This window comes from Bradyrhizobium sp. URHA0013, from assembly GCF_000518345.1.
Lineage (GTDB): Bacteria > Pseudomonadota > Alphaproteobacteria > Rhizobiales > Xanthobacteraceae > Bradyrhizobium.
In genome coordinates, this window is sequence record NZ_KI912427.1 from 400,508 (window position 1) to 413,678 (window position 13,171).

At 64.6% G+C, this 13,171-nt stretch carries 12 protein-coding genes, 1 other RNA gene and 1 pseudogene; 6 read left to right on the forward strand and 8 right to left on the reverse strand.

Translation table 11 applies throughout. The features are described from left to right. Window positions 1-30: 30 nt before the first annotated feature. The 4 genes from pgk to tkt form a co-directional block, all read right to left on the reverse strand. The gene (pgk, locus tag N551_RS0131250; RefSeq protein WP_027570270.1) at window positions 31-1,227 is read right to left on the reverse strand and encodes a phosphoglycerate kinase; all 1,197 of its coding nucleotides are present in this window, start codon (window positions 1,225-1,227) and stop codon (window positions 31-33) included. After that, the gene (locus tag N551_RS38500) at window positions 1,224-1,382 is read right to left on the reverse strand and encodes a hypothetical protein (protein WP_155810047.1); all 159 of its coding nucleotides are present in this window, start codon (window positions 1,380-1,382) and stop codon (window positions 1,224-1,226) included. The genes pgk and N551_RS38500 overlap by 4 nt, the downstream gene beginning before the upstream one ends. 33 nt (window positions 1,383-1,415) lie before the next feature. Further along, the gene (gap, locus tag N551_RS0131260) at window positions 1,416-2,423 is read right to left on the reverse strand and encodes a type I glyceraldehyde-3-phosphate dehydrogenase (RefSeq protein ID WP_027515515.1); all 1,008 of its coding nucleotides are present in this window, start codon (window positions 2,421-2,423) and stop codon (window positions 1,416-1,418) included. Window positions 2,424-2,569: 146 nt separating this feature from the next. Continuing rightward, window positions 2,570-4,555, reverse strand: a complete 1,986-nt coding sequence (gene tkt / locus N551_RS0131265; RefSeq protein ID WP_027570271.1) for a transketolase — start codon at window positions 4,553-4,555, stop codon at window positions 2,570-2,572. Between the two features lie 411 nt (window positions 4,556-4,966). On the opposite strand from tkt, the gene N551_RS0131270 reads away from it, so the two are divergent. The 5 genes from N551_RS0131270 (at window position 4,967) to N551_RS0131285 (ending at window position 7,636) form a co-directional block, all read left to right on the forward strand. Continuing rightward, window positions 4,967-5,287 (forward strand): DUF4164 domain-containing protein, encoded by a 321-nt coding sequence (locus N551_RS0131270; RefSeq protein WP_026232773.1) that lies wholly within the window; start codon window positions 4,967-4,969, stop codon window positions 5,285-5,287. Further along, entirely contained in the window at window positions 5,284-5,667 is a 384-nt protein-coding gene (locus N551_RS0131275; protein WP_007599950.1) for a cell division protein ZapA, read from the forward strand. Before N551_RS0131270 ends, N551_RS0131275 begins: the two co-directional genes overlap by 4 nt. A 211-nt stretch (window positions 5,668-5,878) precedes the next feature. Further along, window positions 5,879-6,038: non-coding RNA, 6S RNA (ssrS, locus tag N551_RS37555), on the forward strand. Window positions 6,039-6,237: 199 nt separating this feature from the next. After that, window positions 6,238-6,834, forward strand: coding sequence for a 5-formyltetrahydrofolate cyclo-ligase (locus N551_RS0131280; protein ID WP_027570272.1), 597 nt, complete (start codon window positions 6,238-6,240; stop codon window positions 6,832-6,834). Continuing rightward, complete coding sequence (locus N551_RS0131285) at window positions 6,812-7,636, forward strand: TIGR00282 family metallophosphoesterase (protein WP_027570273.1); 825 nt, start codon at window positions 6,812-6,814, stop codon at window positions 7,634-7,636. The genes N551_RS0131280 and N551_RS0131285 overlap by 23 nt, the downstream gene beginning before the upstream one ends. A gap of 49 nt (window positions 7,637-7,685) precedes the next feature. Here the strand turns inward: N551_RS0131285 and N551_RS0131290 are convergent, their stop codons facing one another. The 4 genes and pseudogenes from N551_RS0131290 to N551_RS37560 all read right to left on the reverse strand — a co-directional run. After that, complete coding sequence (locus N551_RS0131290; RefSeq protein ID WP_027570274.1) at window positions 7,686-9,029, reverse strand: cytochrome c; 1,344 nt, start codon at window positions 9,027-9,029, stop codon at window positions 7,686-7,688. Then, entirely contained in the window at window positions 9,026-11,194 is a 2,169-nt protein-coding gene (locus N551_RS0131295; protein ID WP_027570275.1) for a xanthine dehydrogenase family protein molybdopterin-binding subunit, read from the reverse strand. The genes N551_RS0131290 and N551_RS0131295 overlap by 4 nt, the downstream gene beginning before the upstream one ends. Window positions 11,195-11,202: 8 nt before the next feature. Beyond that, entirely contained in the window at window positions 11,203-11,664 is a 462-nt protein-coding gene (locus N551_RS0131300) for a (2Fe-2S)-binding protein (RefSeq protein WP_027570276.1), read from the reverse strand. 448 nt (window positions 11,665-12,112) lie between these two features. After that, window positions 12,113-12,253: pseudogene (locus N551_RS37560) on the reverse strand (ATP-binding protein); the annotation flags it as partial. Between the two features lie 576 nt (window positions 12,254-12,829). Between N551_RS37560 and N551_RS39505 the strand changes: the two are divergent. Beyond that, window positions 12,830-13,093, forward strand: coding sequence for a hypothetical protein (locus N551_RS39505; protein ID WP_007599963.1), 264 nt, complete (start codon window positions 12,830-12,832; stop codon window positions 13,091-13,093). The last annotated feature ends 78 nt before the right edge of the window (window positions 13,094-13,171 follow it).

The window sequence follows — 13,171 nt, forward strand, 5'->3', positions numbered from 1 at the left end:
GCTTGAAGGCGGCTACGACTTGCCGACCGATTACTTGGTGCGCAGAACTTCGACGCCGGGCAGGGGCTTGCCTTCCATCCATTCAAGAAATGCGCCACCGGCGGTCGAGACATAGGTGAACTGACCGGCCACATGGGCCTGGTTGAGGGCCGCAACGGTGTCGCCGCCGCCCGCGATCGAGACCAGCTTCTTGGCCTTGGTGCGCTCGGCGGCATGCTTGGCGGCGGACATCGTGCCGCGGTCGAACGGCTGCATCTCGAAGGCACCGAGCGGTCCGTTCCAGACCAGCGTCGCCGCATCGTCGATCGCGGCATGGACACGCGCGATCGACTGCGGACCGACGTCGAGGATCATGCCGTCGGCCGGGATCGCGTCGAGGCCATAGGCATGCGACGGCGCGTTGGCCGCGAAATGATAGGCGACGGTAGCGTCGACCGGCAGGATGATGGCGCAGTTGGCGGCTTCCGCCTTTTCCATGATGCGCAACGCGGTCGCGGCGAGATCCTTCTCGGCCAGCGACTTGCCGATGCCGACGCCCTGGGCGTGCAGGAAGGTGTTGGCCATGCCGCCGCCGATCACGAGTGCGTCGACCTTGGTTACGAGGTTTTCGAGCAGGTCGATCTTGGTCGAGACCTTGGCGCCGCCGATGATCGCGATGACGGGCTTGGTCGGTGAGCCCAGCGCCTTCTCCAGCGCGACCAATTCGGCCTGCATGGTGCGGCCGGCATAGGCGGGCAGCCTGTGGCCGAGGCCTTCGGTCGAGGCATGGGCGCGGTGCGCGGCCGAGAACGCGTCATTGACCCAGATGTCGCCGAGTTTTGCGAGCTCCGCGACAAAGGCCGGATCGTTCTTCTCTTCCTCTTTGTGGAAGCGGGTGTTTTCCAGACAGAGGATGTCGCCGTCGTTCAGCGCCGCCACGGCCTTGGCTGCGGGCTCGCCGATACAGTCGTCGGCGAAGCCTACGGGCTTCTTCACGACCTTCGACAGCGCCTCGGCGACGGGCTTGAGCGAGTCCTTAGCATCGCGTCCTTTCGGCCGACCGAAATGCGCGAGCAGGATGACCTTGCCGCCCTTGTCGGAGATTTCGGTGATGGTCGGCGCCACGCGCTCGAGCCGGGTCGCGTCGCTGACGCGGCCGTTCTCCATGGGCACGTTGAGATCGACGCGCAGCAGCACGCGCTTGCCCTTCACATCGACGTCGTCGAGGGTGCGGAATTTGTTGGTCACGAGGGATCCCCTGAACCGCCTTGAGTAATGTTGGGCCAGTCCTCGATCTTCCGATCCGGATCGGGCTTGATCTTCGAGGCCGATCGCAAGAACAGGAACAACAGGCCGCCCATCAACGCCAAGAGGAGCGCGAGGGCGACGAGTTGCGAGGTCATGGCGTTCTCCGGCTGTGCCGTGACGCGTCTGAGTTAGATCACTTTCGCCATCGCCACGGCGGTGTCCGCCATGCGATTCGAGAAGCCCCACTCATTGTCGTACCAGGACATCACGCGCACCAGCGTGCCGTTCTGCACCTTGGTCTGGTCCATGTGGAACGTCGAGGAGTGCGGGTCGTGGTTGAAGTCGATCGAGACGTTCGGCGCGGTGGTGTAGCCGAGGATGCCCTTGAGCTGCTGCTCGGAGGCACGCTTCATCGCCTCGTTGATTTCCTTCGGATCGGTGGCGCGCTTCGCGACGATCTTGAGGTCGACGACCGAGACGTTCGGGGTCGGCACGCGGATCGCGACGCCGTCGAGCTTCCCCTTCAGTTCCGGCAGCACGAGGCCGATCGCCTTGGCGGCGCCGGTCGAGGTCGGGATCATCGACATCGCAGCCGCGCGGCCGCGATAGAGATCCTTGTGCATGGTGTCGAGCGTCGGCTGGTCGCCGGTATAGGCGTGGATCGTGGTCATGAAGCCGGTCTCGATGCCGACGAGGTCGTTCAGCACCTTGGCGATCGGCGCGAGACAGTTGGTGGTGCAGGAGCCGTTGGAGACGACCAGATGTTCCCGGGTCAGCGTGTCGTGGTTGACGCCGTAGACGATGGTGGCGTCGGCACCGTCGGCGGGCGCAGAAACGAGAACGCGCTTGGCGCCGGCGGTCAGATGCGCGGAGGCCTTGTCCTTCGAGGTGAAGATGCCGGTGCATTCCATCGCGATGTCGATGCCGAGATCCTTCCAGGGCAGCTTGGAGGGATCGCGCTCGGCGGTCACCTTGATCTTGTTGCCGCCGAGGCTGATCGTGTCGCCATCGACGGTCACGGTGCCGGGGAAGCGGCCATGGACGCTGTCGAAGCGAAGCAGATGGGCGTTGGTCTCGACCGGGCCGAGATCGTTGATGCCGACGACCTCGATGTCTTTGCGGCCGGACTCGGCGATGGCCCGCAGGATGTTACGGCCGATGCGGCCAAAGCCGTTGATTCCGACGCGGACTGCCATGTTTCGTCTCCTTCAATGACCGTTGTCATCCCGCACAACGCGCTAGCGCGCCTGCGAGGGTTTTTTTAGGGCGGACGCCCGGTTCGGCCGGGCGGGGCTTGATCATATGAGAGTTAGGTAGTCCTTTTTTTCGGCAATCTCAACTCTCAGGAAACGCGTTTCAGAACGGCGTTAACCGCGGCCTCGGCGGTAATGCCAAAGTGCTGGAATACCTTGTTGAGAGGGGCGCTGGCGCCGAAGGAGTGCATGCCGATAAACTCGCCATCCTGGCCGATCACGGCGTCCCAGCCCCAGCGCACGGCGGCCTCGATCGCGACCTTGATGGGGGCGTTGCCGATGATCTCGTCGCGGCGCTCCTTTGGTTGCGCTAGCAGCAGCTCGAGCGAGGGAACCGAAACCACCCGGGTCGGAATGCCGCGCTCGGCGAGCTGCTTCTGGGCGGCCACGGCCATCTCCACTTCGGAGCCCGAGGCGAACAGCGTCGCCTTGGCTTCGCCCTGGGCGGCCACCAGCTCGTAGGCACCAAACCGGCAGGGGCTCTCGTTCGGTGCGGTGGTGCGCAGTTGCGGCAGGTTCTGCCGGGTCAACGCCAGCACCGTCGGGCCGTCGATGCGATTGAGCGCGAGCTCCCAGCACTCGGCAACCTCGATGGAATCGCAGGGGCGGAACACGCGCATGTTGGGAATGGCGCGAAGCGCCGAGAGATGCTCGACCGGCTGGTGGGTCGGGCCGTCTTCGCCGAGGCCGATGGAATCATGGGTCATCACATAAACGACCCCGGTCCCCATCAACGCGGCGAGCCGCATCGCGGGCCGCGCATAATCCGTGAACACCAGGAACGTCGCGCCGTTCGGCGCAAAACCGCCGTGCAGGAAGATGCCGTTCATCGCCGCGCACATGCCGTGTTCGCGGATGCCGTAATGGATGAAGCGGCCCTTCGGCGTCTTGGCGGAGAACGCGGTCGCCGACTTCGCCTTGTTGTTGTTGGAGCCGGTGAGGTCGGCCGAGCCCGCCAGAAATTCCATCGGCATCGCGCCGGCAATCACTTCGATCACGGCTTCGGAGGATTTGCGGGTCGCCGCATTCATCGGCTTTTCCAAGAGCTCCTTCTTGTAGCCTTTGAACGCCTTTGCCAGCGCGGCCGGGCGCTCGTGGCGCAGGCGACGCTCGAACTCGGCGCGCTTGCGGCTGCCGAGTTCACCGAGCCTTGCTTCCCATTCCTGTCGCGCCGCCGCGCCACGGCTACCGGCCGCGCGCCAGGCCTTCAGCACGTCGTCGGGCACCGAGAACGGCTCCAGCGAAATGCCGAGATTTTCCTTGGCGGCCTTGAGTTCTTCGGCGCCGAGCGCCTCGCCGTGCACCTTGTTGGTGCCGGCCTTGTGCGGCGCGCCGAAGCCGATGGTGGTGCGGCAGGCGATCAGCGTGGGCTTGTTTGATTTCTGCGCGCGCGTGATCGCGGCGGCGATTGCGGCCTGGTCGTGGCCGTCGATCTTCTCGGCGGCCCAGCCGCACGCCTTGAACCGCTTCACCTGGTCGACGGAGTCGGAGATCGAGGTCGGGCCGTCGATCGAGATGCCGTTGTCGTCGTAGAGCACGATCAGCTTGTTGAGCTTCCAGTGCCCGGCCATCGCGATGGCTTCCTGCGACACGCCTTCCATCAGGTCGCCGTCCGAGGCCAGCACGTAGGTGTGGTGGTCGACGATCTTCTTGCCGAACTCGGCGGCGAGCATCTTCTCGGCGAGCGCCATGCCGACGGCGGTGGAAATGCCCTGGCCGAGCGGACCGGTGGTGGTCTCGATGCCCTTGGTGTGGCCGTGCTCGGGATGTCCCGGCGTCAGCGATCCCAACTGGCGAAAATTCTTGAGCTGGTCGATCGTCATCTCGGGGCTGCCGATCAGATACAGCAGCGAATAGAGCAGCATCGAGCCGTGCCCGGCCGAAAGCACGAAGCGGTCCCGGTCCGGCCAGTCCAGCGCGGCGACGTCGAATTTCAGGAATTGCGTGAACAGCACGGTCGCCATGTCGGCGGCGCCCATCGGCAGGCCGGGATGACCCGATTTCGCCTTCTCGACGCCGTCCATGGCAAGGCCGCGGATCGCATTGGCCATACGGTTGTGATCGACCTGCGTCATGTCTGAAAATCCGTCTGAAATGAGGCGCTTGTGGCTGGATTTGGCCGCGCCGGAAGGAGCCTTTCGGCCGCTGGGGTCGCGGCTGGGATAGCATCTCGGTTCCGACAGGCCAAGGCAATCAAACGCCGGTTTGGCGGTAAAAGTTGCTTACGGCATGATCCGGACCCGAAGGGCCGCGTTAGCGCAAAGTGGAGGCCGGTTTTCCGGCCAGATCATGCCCGGCAGGAACTGATAGATCGGGATGAACCCATCCCGATCTATCAGTGCATAGTTTCGTGGCGGCGTTGCGCTCCGCTAGCTTGCCACGTAAATTTCTGCTTCTAACCGCTTGCCGAACCGAGTCTTTTGCCGGACGGCAAGCTCCAAGGTAAATGCCCCCGGGGATAGGCCACAGGTTCCGCCGCTGACTGCATGAACGATCGCGTATCCAACAGCTCTGCCATGACCGAGTCCTCGGCCGTCGAGATCGAGATCGCGACCCGCAGGCTCATGGCGGCGCTCGACTCGCTCGAAAGCGCGGTGGAGCGGCGGCGCGATGCCGATCGCGACGAGAACGAGCTCGCGGCGCGGATTCAGGCGCTGGGCGCGGACCGCTCGCGTCTCGCCGATGAGCTCGACGGCGCGCTGGTGAAGGCGCGCAAGCTCGAGCGCTCCAGCCGCGAGATCTCCGATCGGCTGGATTCCGCGATCGTCACGATACGTTCGGTGCTCGATACCGGAGAGGACGGATGAGCCACATCAACGTCACCATCAACGGCCGGCAATATCGCATGGCCTGCGAGGAGGGCCAGGAGGTGCGACTGCTCAAGCTCGCCGAAAGCCTGGAGACGCGGATTCAGTCGCTGCGCGGAAAGTTCGGCGAGATCGGTGATGCCAGGCTTACCGTGATGGCGGCGCTGACCGTCTGCGACGAATTGGTCGACGCCGGCAATCGCATCCGCACCATGGAGCAGGAGCTGACCGAACTGCGGGATTTCCGCAACGCCGCCGTCGAGCGCGCCCGGCTGACCCAGACAGCGGTCGTGAACGCACTGAACTCTGCGGCCGAGCGCATCGAGAAGTCGACCCAGGTCCTGAACCGGACCGTCGGCAACGGGATCGCCATCGGCTGAGGGGCAGTTTCGTTGCGGCCATCCTTCGAGACGCCCGCTTCGCGGGCTCCTCACGATGAGGTCGTGCCTCGTGGCGCTGCTAAACCCTCATGGTGAGGAGCCCGCCCAAGGCGGGCGTCTCGAACCATGCAGGCCCGGCGTTTTTGCCGCATCCGGGCGGCCACGTGCGATCGCTATGGCGATTCGTCAGCATCGTTGTTACATTGCCCAAGCGGGGCTGCGACGCGCGTCAGGAGCCATTATCCCCGGGGCCTTATCGATCCTTTAGGGAACTGTCCCTGGCCGAGCCCGTGGGCTCGGACATATGGTGCCCACCTACTTTCGTAGGGAACTCCGGGATCGAGTGCTTCAACGGCGTTCGCGGCTTCGCACTTTTGTTTTCTGCTCGTGTCCTTCGAATTGCGTCCCCGACACGCTTGCGGTCAGTCTCGGTGTCATGCCCCGGCTTGACCGGGGCATCCAGTACGCCGCGGCGTCGAGGTCTAAGCACTGGCGTCTCTGGAATACTGGATCGCCCGCTTCCGCGGGCGATGACGGCGGAGCAAGGCTCAGCCTTCGGAGCAAGCGCGCATGACCAACACCAAAGCCGAACTCCGTGCCAAAGCCCTCGCGGCGCGCGATGCGCTGAGCGAAAAGAAGCGCACCGCCGCCGCCGCCAAGCTCGCCAAGCGCGGGCTGCCGTTCCAGCTCCTGCCTGGCAGCATCGTGTCAGGCTATTCGCCGATCCGCAGCGAGATCGATCCGATGCCGCTGCTGAAGAAGCTCGCCGAGCAGGGCGCCAGGCTGGCGCTGCCTTGCGTCACCGCGCGCGGCCAGTCGCTGATCTTCCGCGTCTTCCATCCGAACGACCGGCTGATGATGGGCCCGCTCGGCATTCCCGAGCCGTCGCCGGCCGCCGCTGAAGTCATTCCCGACATCATGCTGACGCCGCTCGCTGCCTTCGATCGTCTCGGCCATCGCATCGGCTATGGCGCAGGGCACTACGACCACACCTTCGCGCACCTGCGAAAAACCAAGACCATCGTCGGCATCGGGCTCGCTTTTGCAGCGCAGGAGATCAAGGCGGTTCCGGCACTAGCCCACGACGTGGCGCTGGATTATGTGCTAACGGAATCCGACGTATTCGATTTCCGGAGTTCTGAAGTTGCGCATTCTCTTCGTGGGTGATGTCGTCGGCCGTGCCGGGCGCAATGCCATCGCCGAATATCTGCCCGGCATGGTCAAGGACTGGTCGCTCGATTTCGTCGTCGTCAACGGCGAGAATTCCGCTGGCGGCTTCGGCATCACGGAAGCGATCTATCAGGAGTTTCTCGACGCCGGCGCCGACGCGGTGACGCTCGGCAATCACTCCTGGGACCAGCGCGAGGCGCTGGTGTTCATCGAGCGCGCCGAGCGCCTGGTGCGGCCCGCGAACTATCCGCGCGGCACGCCCGGCCGCGGCGCCGCATTGGTCGAGACCAAGAACGGCAAGCACGCGCTGGTCGTCAACGCTTTGGGGCGCGTCTTCATGACCCCGTTCGACGATCCCTTTGCAGCGCTGGAGCGCGAGCTCGGCGCCTGCCCGCTCGGCATTGCCGCCGACGCCATCGTCGTCGACTTCCATTGCGAGGCGAGCAGCGAGAAGCAGGGCATCGGCTTCTTCTGCGACGGCCGCGCCAGCCTCGTCGTCGGCACTCACACCCATGTGCCGACCGCCGACCACCAGATCCTGTCGGGCGGCACCGCCTACATGACCGATGCCGGCATGACCGGCGACTACGACTCCATCATCGGCATGCAGAAGGAAGAGCCGCTGCGGAGGTTCACCTCAGGGATACCCTCAGGCCGCTTCGAGCCGGCCGCAGGCGCTGCGACGCTGAGCGGCGTAGCCGTGGAGACGGATGACGCGACCGGACTCGCACTGCGTATCGCGCCGGTGCGCATGGGCGGCCGGCTGGAGCCGACGACGCCGAAATTCTGGTTGAGCTGAAGGGATAAATTCAGTGTCGTCCTGGCTTTCGCCAGGACGACATCGGGATTTACTCCGCCGTCTGCTCCCGCAACTTCGCCACGTCCTTTGCCGTCAGCTTCGAACCCTTCGCACCGAACCGCGCCGTGACGTAATTCGCCACCGCCGCGATCTCGTCGTCGCTATAGGCGTTGCCGAACGCCGGCATCGACAGCGCACCATCAGGCGTGTGGCGCTTGGTGCCTGACAGCACGATCTGCGCGACGTTGGTGGCGGCGGGATCGTTCACCGCCCAGGTGCCGGTCAGCGTCGCCATCGGCGAGACCGGGCTCTCGCCGCTCCAGCCGTGGCAGCTGGCGCAGGCGCTGGCGAACACCATCTTGCCGCGCGCATCCGCCGTGACGCCGTCCTTGTGCGAGGCGGGCGCGACGGGCGCGGTGGTTGCGGGCAGCTCGGGCGAGGGCTGCGGCGGCACGCTGCGCAGATAGGCGACGATGCTGCGGATGTCCTCGGGCGCGAACTGGCTGAAGCTGTGATCGACCGCTTCGCCCATCGGACCCGACGCCGAGCCGTGGCCCGGCGCATGGCCAAGCGACAGATAGGCGATCAGATCCTCGTGGCGCCAGCCGCCGAGGCCGGTGGCCTTGTCGGAGGAGATGTTGAAGGCGCGCCAGCCGGCCGTGATCGCGCCGGCGAATTTCTTGCGGTTGTCCAGCGCGAAGCCGAGATTGCGCGGCGTATGGCATTCGCCGCAATGCGCCAGCGCCTCCGCGAGATAGGCGCCGCGATTCCACTCCGGGCTTTTCGATGTATCGGGCGCAAAGCGCGTGTCTGGATTGAACACAACCGACCAGACAATCATCGCCCAGCGCTGGTTGAACGGGAACGACAGCGTGTTCTCCGGCGGCTTCGCGCGCACCGCAGGCAGGTTGAACAGATACGCCTTCACCGCCAGCACGTCCTCGTCGGTCATATAGGTGTAGGACGTGTATGGCATCGCCGGATAGAGCCGGGCGCCGTCATGGCGCTTGCCGCGCTGGACGGCGTTGAGGAAATCCTGGTCGCTGTAATTGCCGATGCCGGTGTCCTTGTCCGGCGTGATGTTGGTGGAATAGAGCGTGCCGAACGGCAGCTTGAAGCCGAGCCCGCCGGAATAGTCCTTCTCGCCCGGCTTGGTGTGGCACACCATGCAGTCGGCCGCCTTCGCGAGATATTCGCCGCGCTCGACCATGCCAGCCTTTTCGAGCTTTGCCGGCACGCCGGCCGGCTTGCCGGCACGGTAATCCGCCAGCGCCACTTTGGTGCCGCCCGCGAAGTCGAGCGGGCCGGGCCCGCGGATGATCCAGACGCCGAGCGCCACCACGACAATGGCGATCACGACGAGGCCAGTGAGGATACGCATCTTGCCGCTCATGCCTTTTTCCCCGCAGCCAGCAGTTTCCGATCGATCGGCAGGCGCCGCAGCGCGACGCCGGTTGCCGCGTAAATGGCGTTGCGCAGTGCCGGCGGGCCGGCTGTCGTGCCGGTCTCGCCAATTCCGCCGGGCGCCTCGCCGCTCTTGACCACGTGAACCTCGATCTTCGGCGTCTGGTTGATCCGCAACATCCGGTAGTCATTGAAGTTGGACTGCTGGACGCGCCCCTTCTCGATGGTGATCTCGCCGTACAGCGCGGCGGTCAGGCCGAAGATCAGCCCGCCCTCGACCTGAGCCACGATCGTATCTGGATTGACCGCGATGCCGGTGTCTACCACCGAGGTCGCACGGCGCAGATTGATCTCGCCTTGCTCGTCGACCTCCGCTTCCACCACGGTTGCGATGAAGCTCCCGAACGACGGCTGCAGGCACACGCCGCGCCCGACGCGTGCCGGCAACGGCTGACCCCAATTGGCCTTTTCTGCCGCAAGATTGAGGACGGACAGGAAGCGCGGCCGATTGGCCAGCATGCCACGGCGAAACTCGACCGGGTCCTTGCCCGCCTTGCGCGCCAGCTCGTCGATGAAGCATTCGATCGCAAACACGTTGTTGTTGGGCCCCACCCCGCGCCAGAACCCGGTCGGTATCGCCGGCGGTTCGGCCCGCACATATTCGACGTGGACATTCGGGATCTCGTAGGGCACGTCGGTGGCGCTATCGACCGCGTCGATATCGATGCCCTTCTGGAACGCCGGCGGCAGCCAGCGCGCGATGATCGCCGCGCCGGCGATCTTGTATTTCCAGCCGACGATCTTGCCGCCCGACAGGGTCGCCGCGATCGTATCGCGATAGACCGGTCGATAGATATCGTGCTGAATGTCCTCCTCGCGGGTCCACACCACCTTGACCGGCCCGTCGACCTGCTTGGCGATGCGAACGGCCGTGACCACCATGTCGGGCTCGAGCTTGCGGCCGAAGCCGCCACCGAGCAGATGCTGGTTGACGGTCACTTTGTCGACCGGAAGGCCGGCCACCTTGGCCGCTTCCGACTGCACGCGCGCCATGATCTGCGTGCCGGTCCAGATCTCGCAGGAATCTGACTTGCAATGCACCGTGGCGTTCAGCGGCTCCATCGTTGCGTGGGCGAGAAACGGCAGCTCGAACGAAGCTTCGAGTTTGTCGCCGCTCGCGAGGCCCTTGGCGATGTCGCCGGTGGATTTGGCGACCACGCCGTCCTTTGCGCTGGCAGCGCGCAGATCGTCCCAGATCGCTTTCGAATCGATCTTCGCGTTCGGTCCCTCGTTCCACTCGATGTCGAGCTCATCGAGGCCTTTCTTCGCCGCCCACATGTGGTCGCCGACGACTGCGACGAGATCGTCGAGCACGACGATCTGCCGCACGCCCGGAATCTTCTTCGCGGCACGGTCATCGACCTTGCCGACCTTGCCGCCGAAAACCGGGCACTGCGCCAGCGTTGCGAACTTCATGTCCGGCACGATGGCGTCGATGCCGTAGACGGCCTTGCCGTTGACTTTGTCGGGTGTGTCGAGTCGCTTGAACGGCTGGCCGATATAGACGAAATCCTTGGGGTCCTTGAGCGGGACATCCTTGGGCAGCGTCTGGCTGCTTGCGACAGCCGCGAGCGCCCCGTAGGCGAGCGTCCGGCCGCTCGCCTTGTGGGTCACCGCACCCTTCAAGGTCGTGCAACTGGCGGGATCGACGTTCCATTGCGCGGCTGCGGCCTGCACCAGCATGGCGCGCGCGCTGGCGCCGGCTTCGCGCAGCGGTTTCCAGAACGCCCGCACCGACGTGGAGCCTCCGGTCGCCTGAATGATGAAAATGGGATTGCCGTAGAGCTTCTCGTTGGCCGGAGCGTGCAGCAGCTGGACTTTCGACCAGTCCGCGTCGAGCTCTTCCGCCAGGATCATCGAGACCGCGGTATAGATTCCCTGTCCCATCTCGACCTGCGGCATCACCAGTGTGGTCAGACCTTCAGGATCGATGCGGATGAAGGCATTCGGCGCGAACTTGCCGTCGGTCTTGTCCTCCGGCTGCACCGGCTCGTTGGGGGCGGCGCGTAGCGGCAGGTGGAAGGCGAGCAGGAAGCCGCTCGCGAGGCCGCCGGTCAGAAGCGCGCGGCGGGAAACGTTGTTGTGTGCATTCATGGCGGACCTCAGGACTGGCCGTTGGCGGCGTGCTTGATCGCCTCGCGGATGCGCACATAGGTGCCGCAGCGACAGATGTTGCCGGCCATCGCGGCGTCGATGTCGGAATCGTCAGGATTGCGCGTTGCCGCCAGCAGTGCCGCGGCCGACATGATCTGGCCGGACTGGCAGTAGCCGCACTGGACCACTTCGAGATCGAGCCAGGCCTTCTGCACCTTCGCGCCGGATGGCGTGTTGCCGACGGCTTCGATGGTGGTGATGGCGCGGTTCGCGACGGCGCTGACGGACAGCACGCAGGAGCGCACTGCCTTGCCATCGACGTGCACGGTGCAGGCGCCACACTGCGCGATGCCGCAGCCGAACTTGGTGCCGGTCATTCCGAGGACGTCGCGCAGCACCCACAGCAGGGGCATTTCAGGTGGCGCGTCGAACGATTTCGTTTCGCCATTGATGGTGAGAACAGTTGCCATATGCATCCCCTTGCTCGCCCGATCGCTTGCGGCGATCTAGTCAGCGAATTTGCGCGCGACGATAATCATATCGATGCGAAACGATGAAGCGTCGAGATCTCCGGCAATGCATATTTGCGGAGCGAGCGCGTCAGGCCATGACGTTCACAAATTTGTGCGGCGATCGCTGCAGTGATTTTGGGCTAATTGATATGATAATCGTCATTTTCTGACGCTTTTTCTTCACAGCGTCATTGATCGCCGCGGATGATCGTGCGAATGCGCAAAATCATGCGATGACGAAACTCGTGCGATTATGGAAGTCGATCGACGGCGCGGACTTCTGACGCGATCAATTGCGGCGACTCATTGATGTGCCCTCTCACCTTGTGGGAGAGGGCAGCGACGCCCGTAGACGCAGGCTCACTCGGGTGAGGGGTCCGTCTCCGCGTACGGGCACCGTTGTGCATCAACCGGCAAAGGGAAGCCTGATCGTGAACGGGGCACCGCCGTGCTCCCGATTACTCGCTGATATGAACCCGTTGTGCGCTTCGATAATGGTGCGCGCAATGGACAGGCCCATGCCCATGCCTTCCGCTTTGCTGGTGTAAACGGCTCGAACGGTCATCGTCGGCGCTTTGTTGTGCGCACAGAAGGTCAAGCCGCGCTATCGGGCGTTGCCACGGATCAATAAGCGCAAATGTAGTTTCCGTAAGCATCGTAACAACTGCGGCGGTACGCAGCAGTGCCAACGGCAGCCGCGCCGACCGCTGCCGCTCCTACACCGTAGCCCCGATAGCCGTAGCCGCGATAGCCGCCCCGATAGCCTGCGCCGCGCACTGCAACAGCGCCGCCGCCCCGCGGTCCTCGAACTGCGACCGCACCGCCGCGGTAAGCGCCGCCACCCCGATAGGCACCTCCGCCGCGCCGGGCCTCGGCATCATCGGGGATCAAGCAGGCGGTGAGCAAAACGAAAGCGGCAAGAGAAGCAAGAATGAAGCGGAGCATGACAGAAACCCTTCCATGAATTCCCTAAGCCCCGCTCGCGAGATTGCGGCTCACTCCGCGCGTGAGGTTGATGTAGATCAATCGAACCCGCGCATTGCGACGCCTACGCAATGTTCAGCCGCACCTGAGGCGCTTCCGTCACCTCTCGGTGACGCAAGTGCGAAGAGGGAGGTCCGCCATGCATCCGAGGAAGCTTCTTTCGATCAAGTCAGCGACGGTCGCGGGCATCGCCGCCAGCGGCCTGCTTGGGCTTGCAACCCTGTCGCTCAGTCCAACCCCAGCCAAGGCGGTGATTTACTGCCAGTACGTAGAATATCCGGCGGGTTGCGTTGCTCGGGCAGGCGTCGTGCTCAGGCCGCGCCCGGTGGCCCGCGCCGCAGTCCGTCATAACGCCGGTGGCAATGCGAATGGTGGCGTCAATCGCGTTGGAGCCGGACGATAAAGGCCGGTTTCGCAAGCCAGCAAGAAGCCGTCATCGTTTCGTTCCGGTGGCGGCCTTTCTTTGTCTGGCGGGGATAGG

Coding starts and splice junctions, on each gene's coding strand:
- N551_RS38500 (WP_155810047.1), bottom strand. CDS start 1,382: ATGACCTCGCAACTCGTCGCCCTCGCGCTCCTCTTGGCGTTGATGGGC.
- gap (WP_027515515.1), bottom strand. CDS start 2,423: ATGGCAGTCCGCGTCGGAATCAACGGCTTTGGCCGCATCGGCCGTAAC.
- tkt (WP_027570271.1), bottom strand. CDS start 4,555: ATGACGCAGGTCGATCACAACCGTATGGCCAATGCGATCCGCGGCCTT.
- N551_RS0131270 (WP_026232773.1), top strand. CDS start 4,967: ATGAACGATCGCGTATCCAACAGCTCTGCCATGACCGAGTCCTCGGCC.
- N551_RS0131275 (WP_007599950.1), top strand. CDS start 5,284: ATGAGCCACATCAACGTCACCATCAACGGCCGGCAATATCGCATGGCC.
- N551_RS0131280 (WP_027570272.1), top strand. CDS start 6,238: ATGACCAACACCAAAGCCGAACTCCGTGCCAAAGCCCTCGCGGCGCGC.
- N551_RS0131290 (WP_027570274.1), bottom strand. CDS start 9,029: ATGAGCGGCAAGATGCGTATCCTCACTGGCCTCGTCGTGATCGCCATT.
- N551_RS0131295 (WP_027570275.1), bottom strand. CDS start 11,194: ATGAATGCACACAACAACGTTTCCCGCCGCGCGCTTCTGACCGGCGGC.
- N551_RS0131300 (WP_027570276.1), bottom strand. CDS start 11,664: ATGGCAACTGTTCTCACCATCAATGGCGAAACGAAATCGTTCGACGCG.
- N551_RS39505 (WP_007599963.1), top strand. CDS start 12,830: ATGCATCCGAGGAAGCTTCTTTCGATCAAGTCAGCGACGGTCGCGGGC.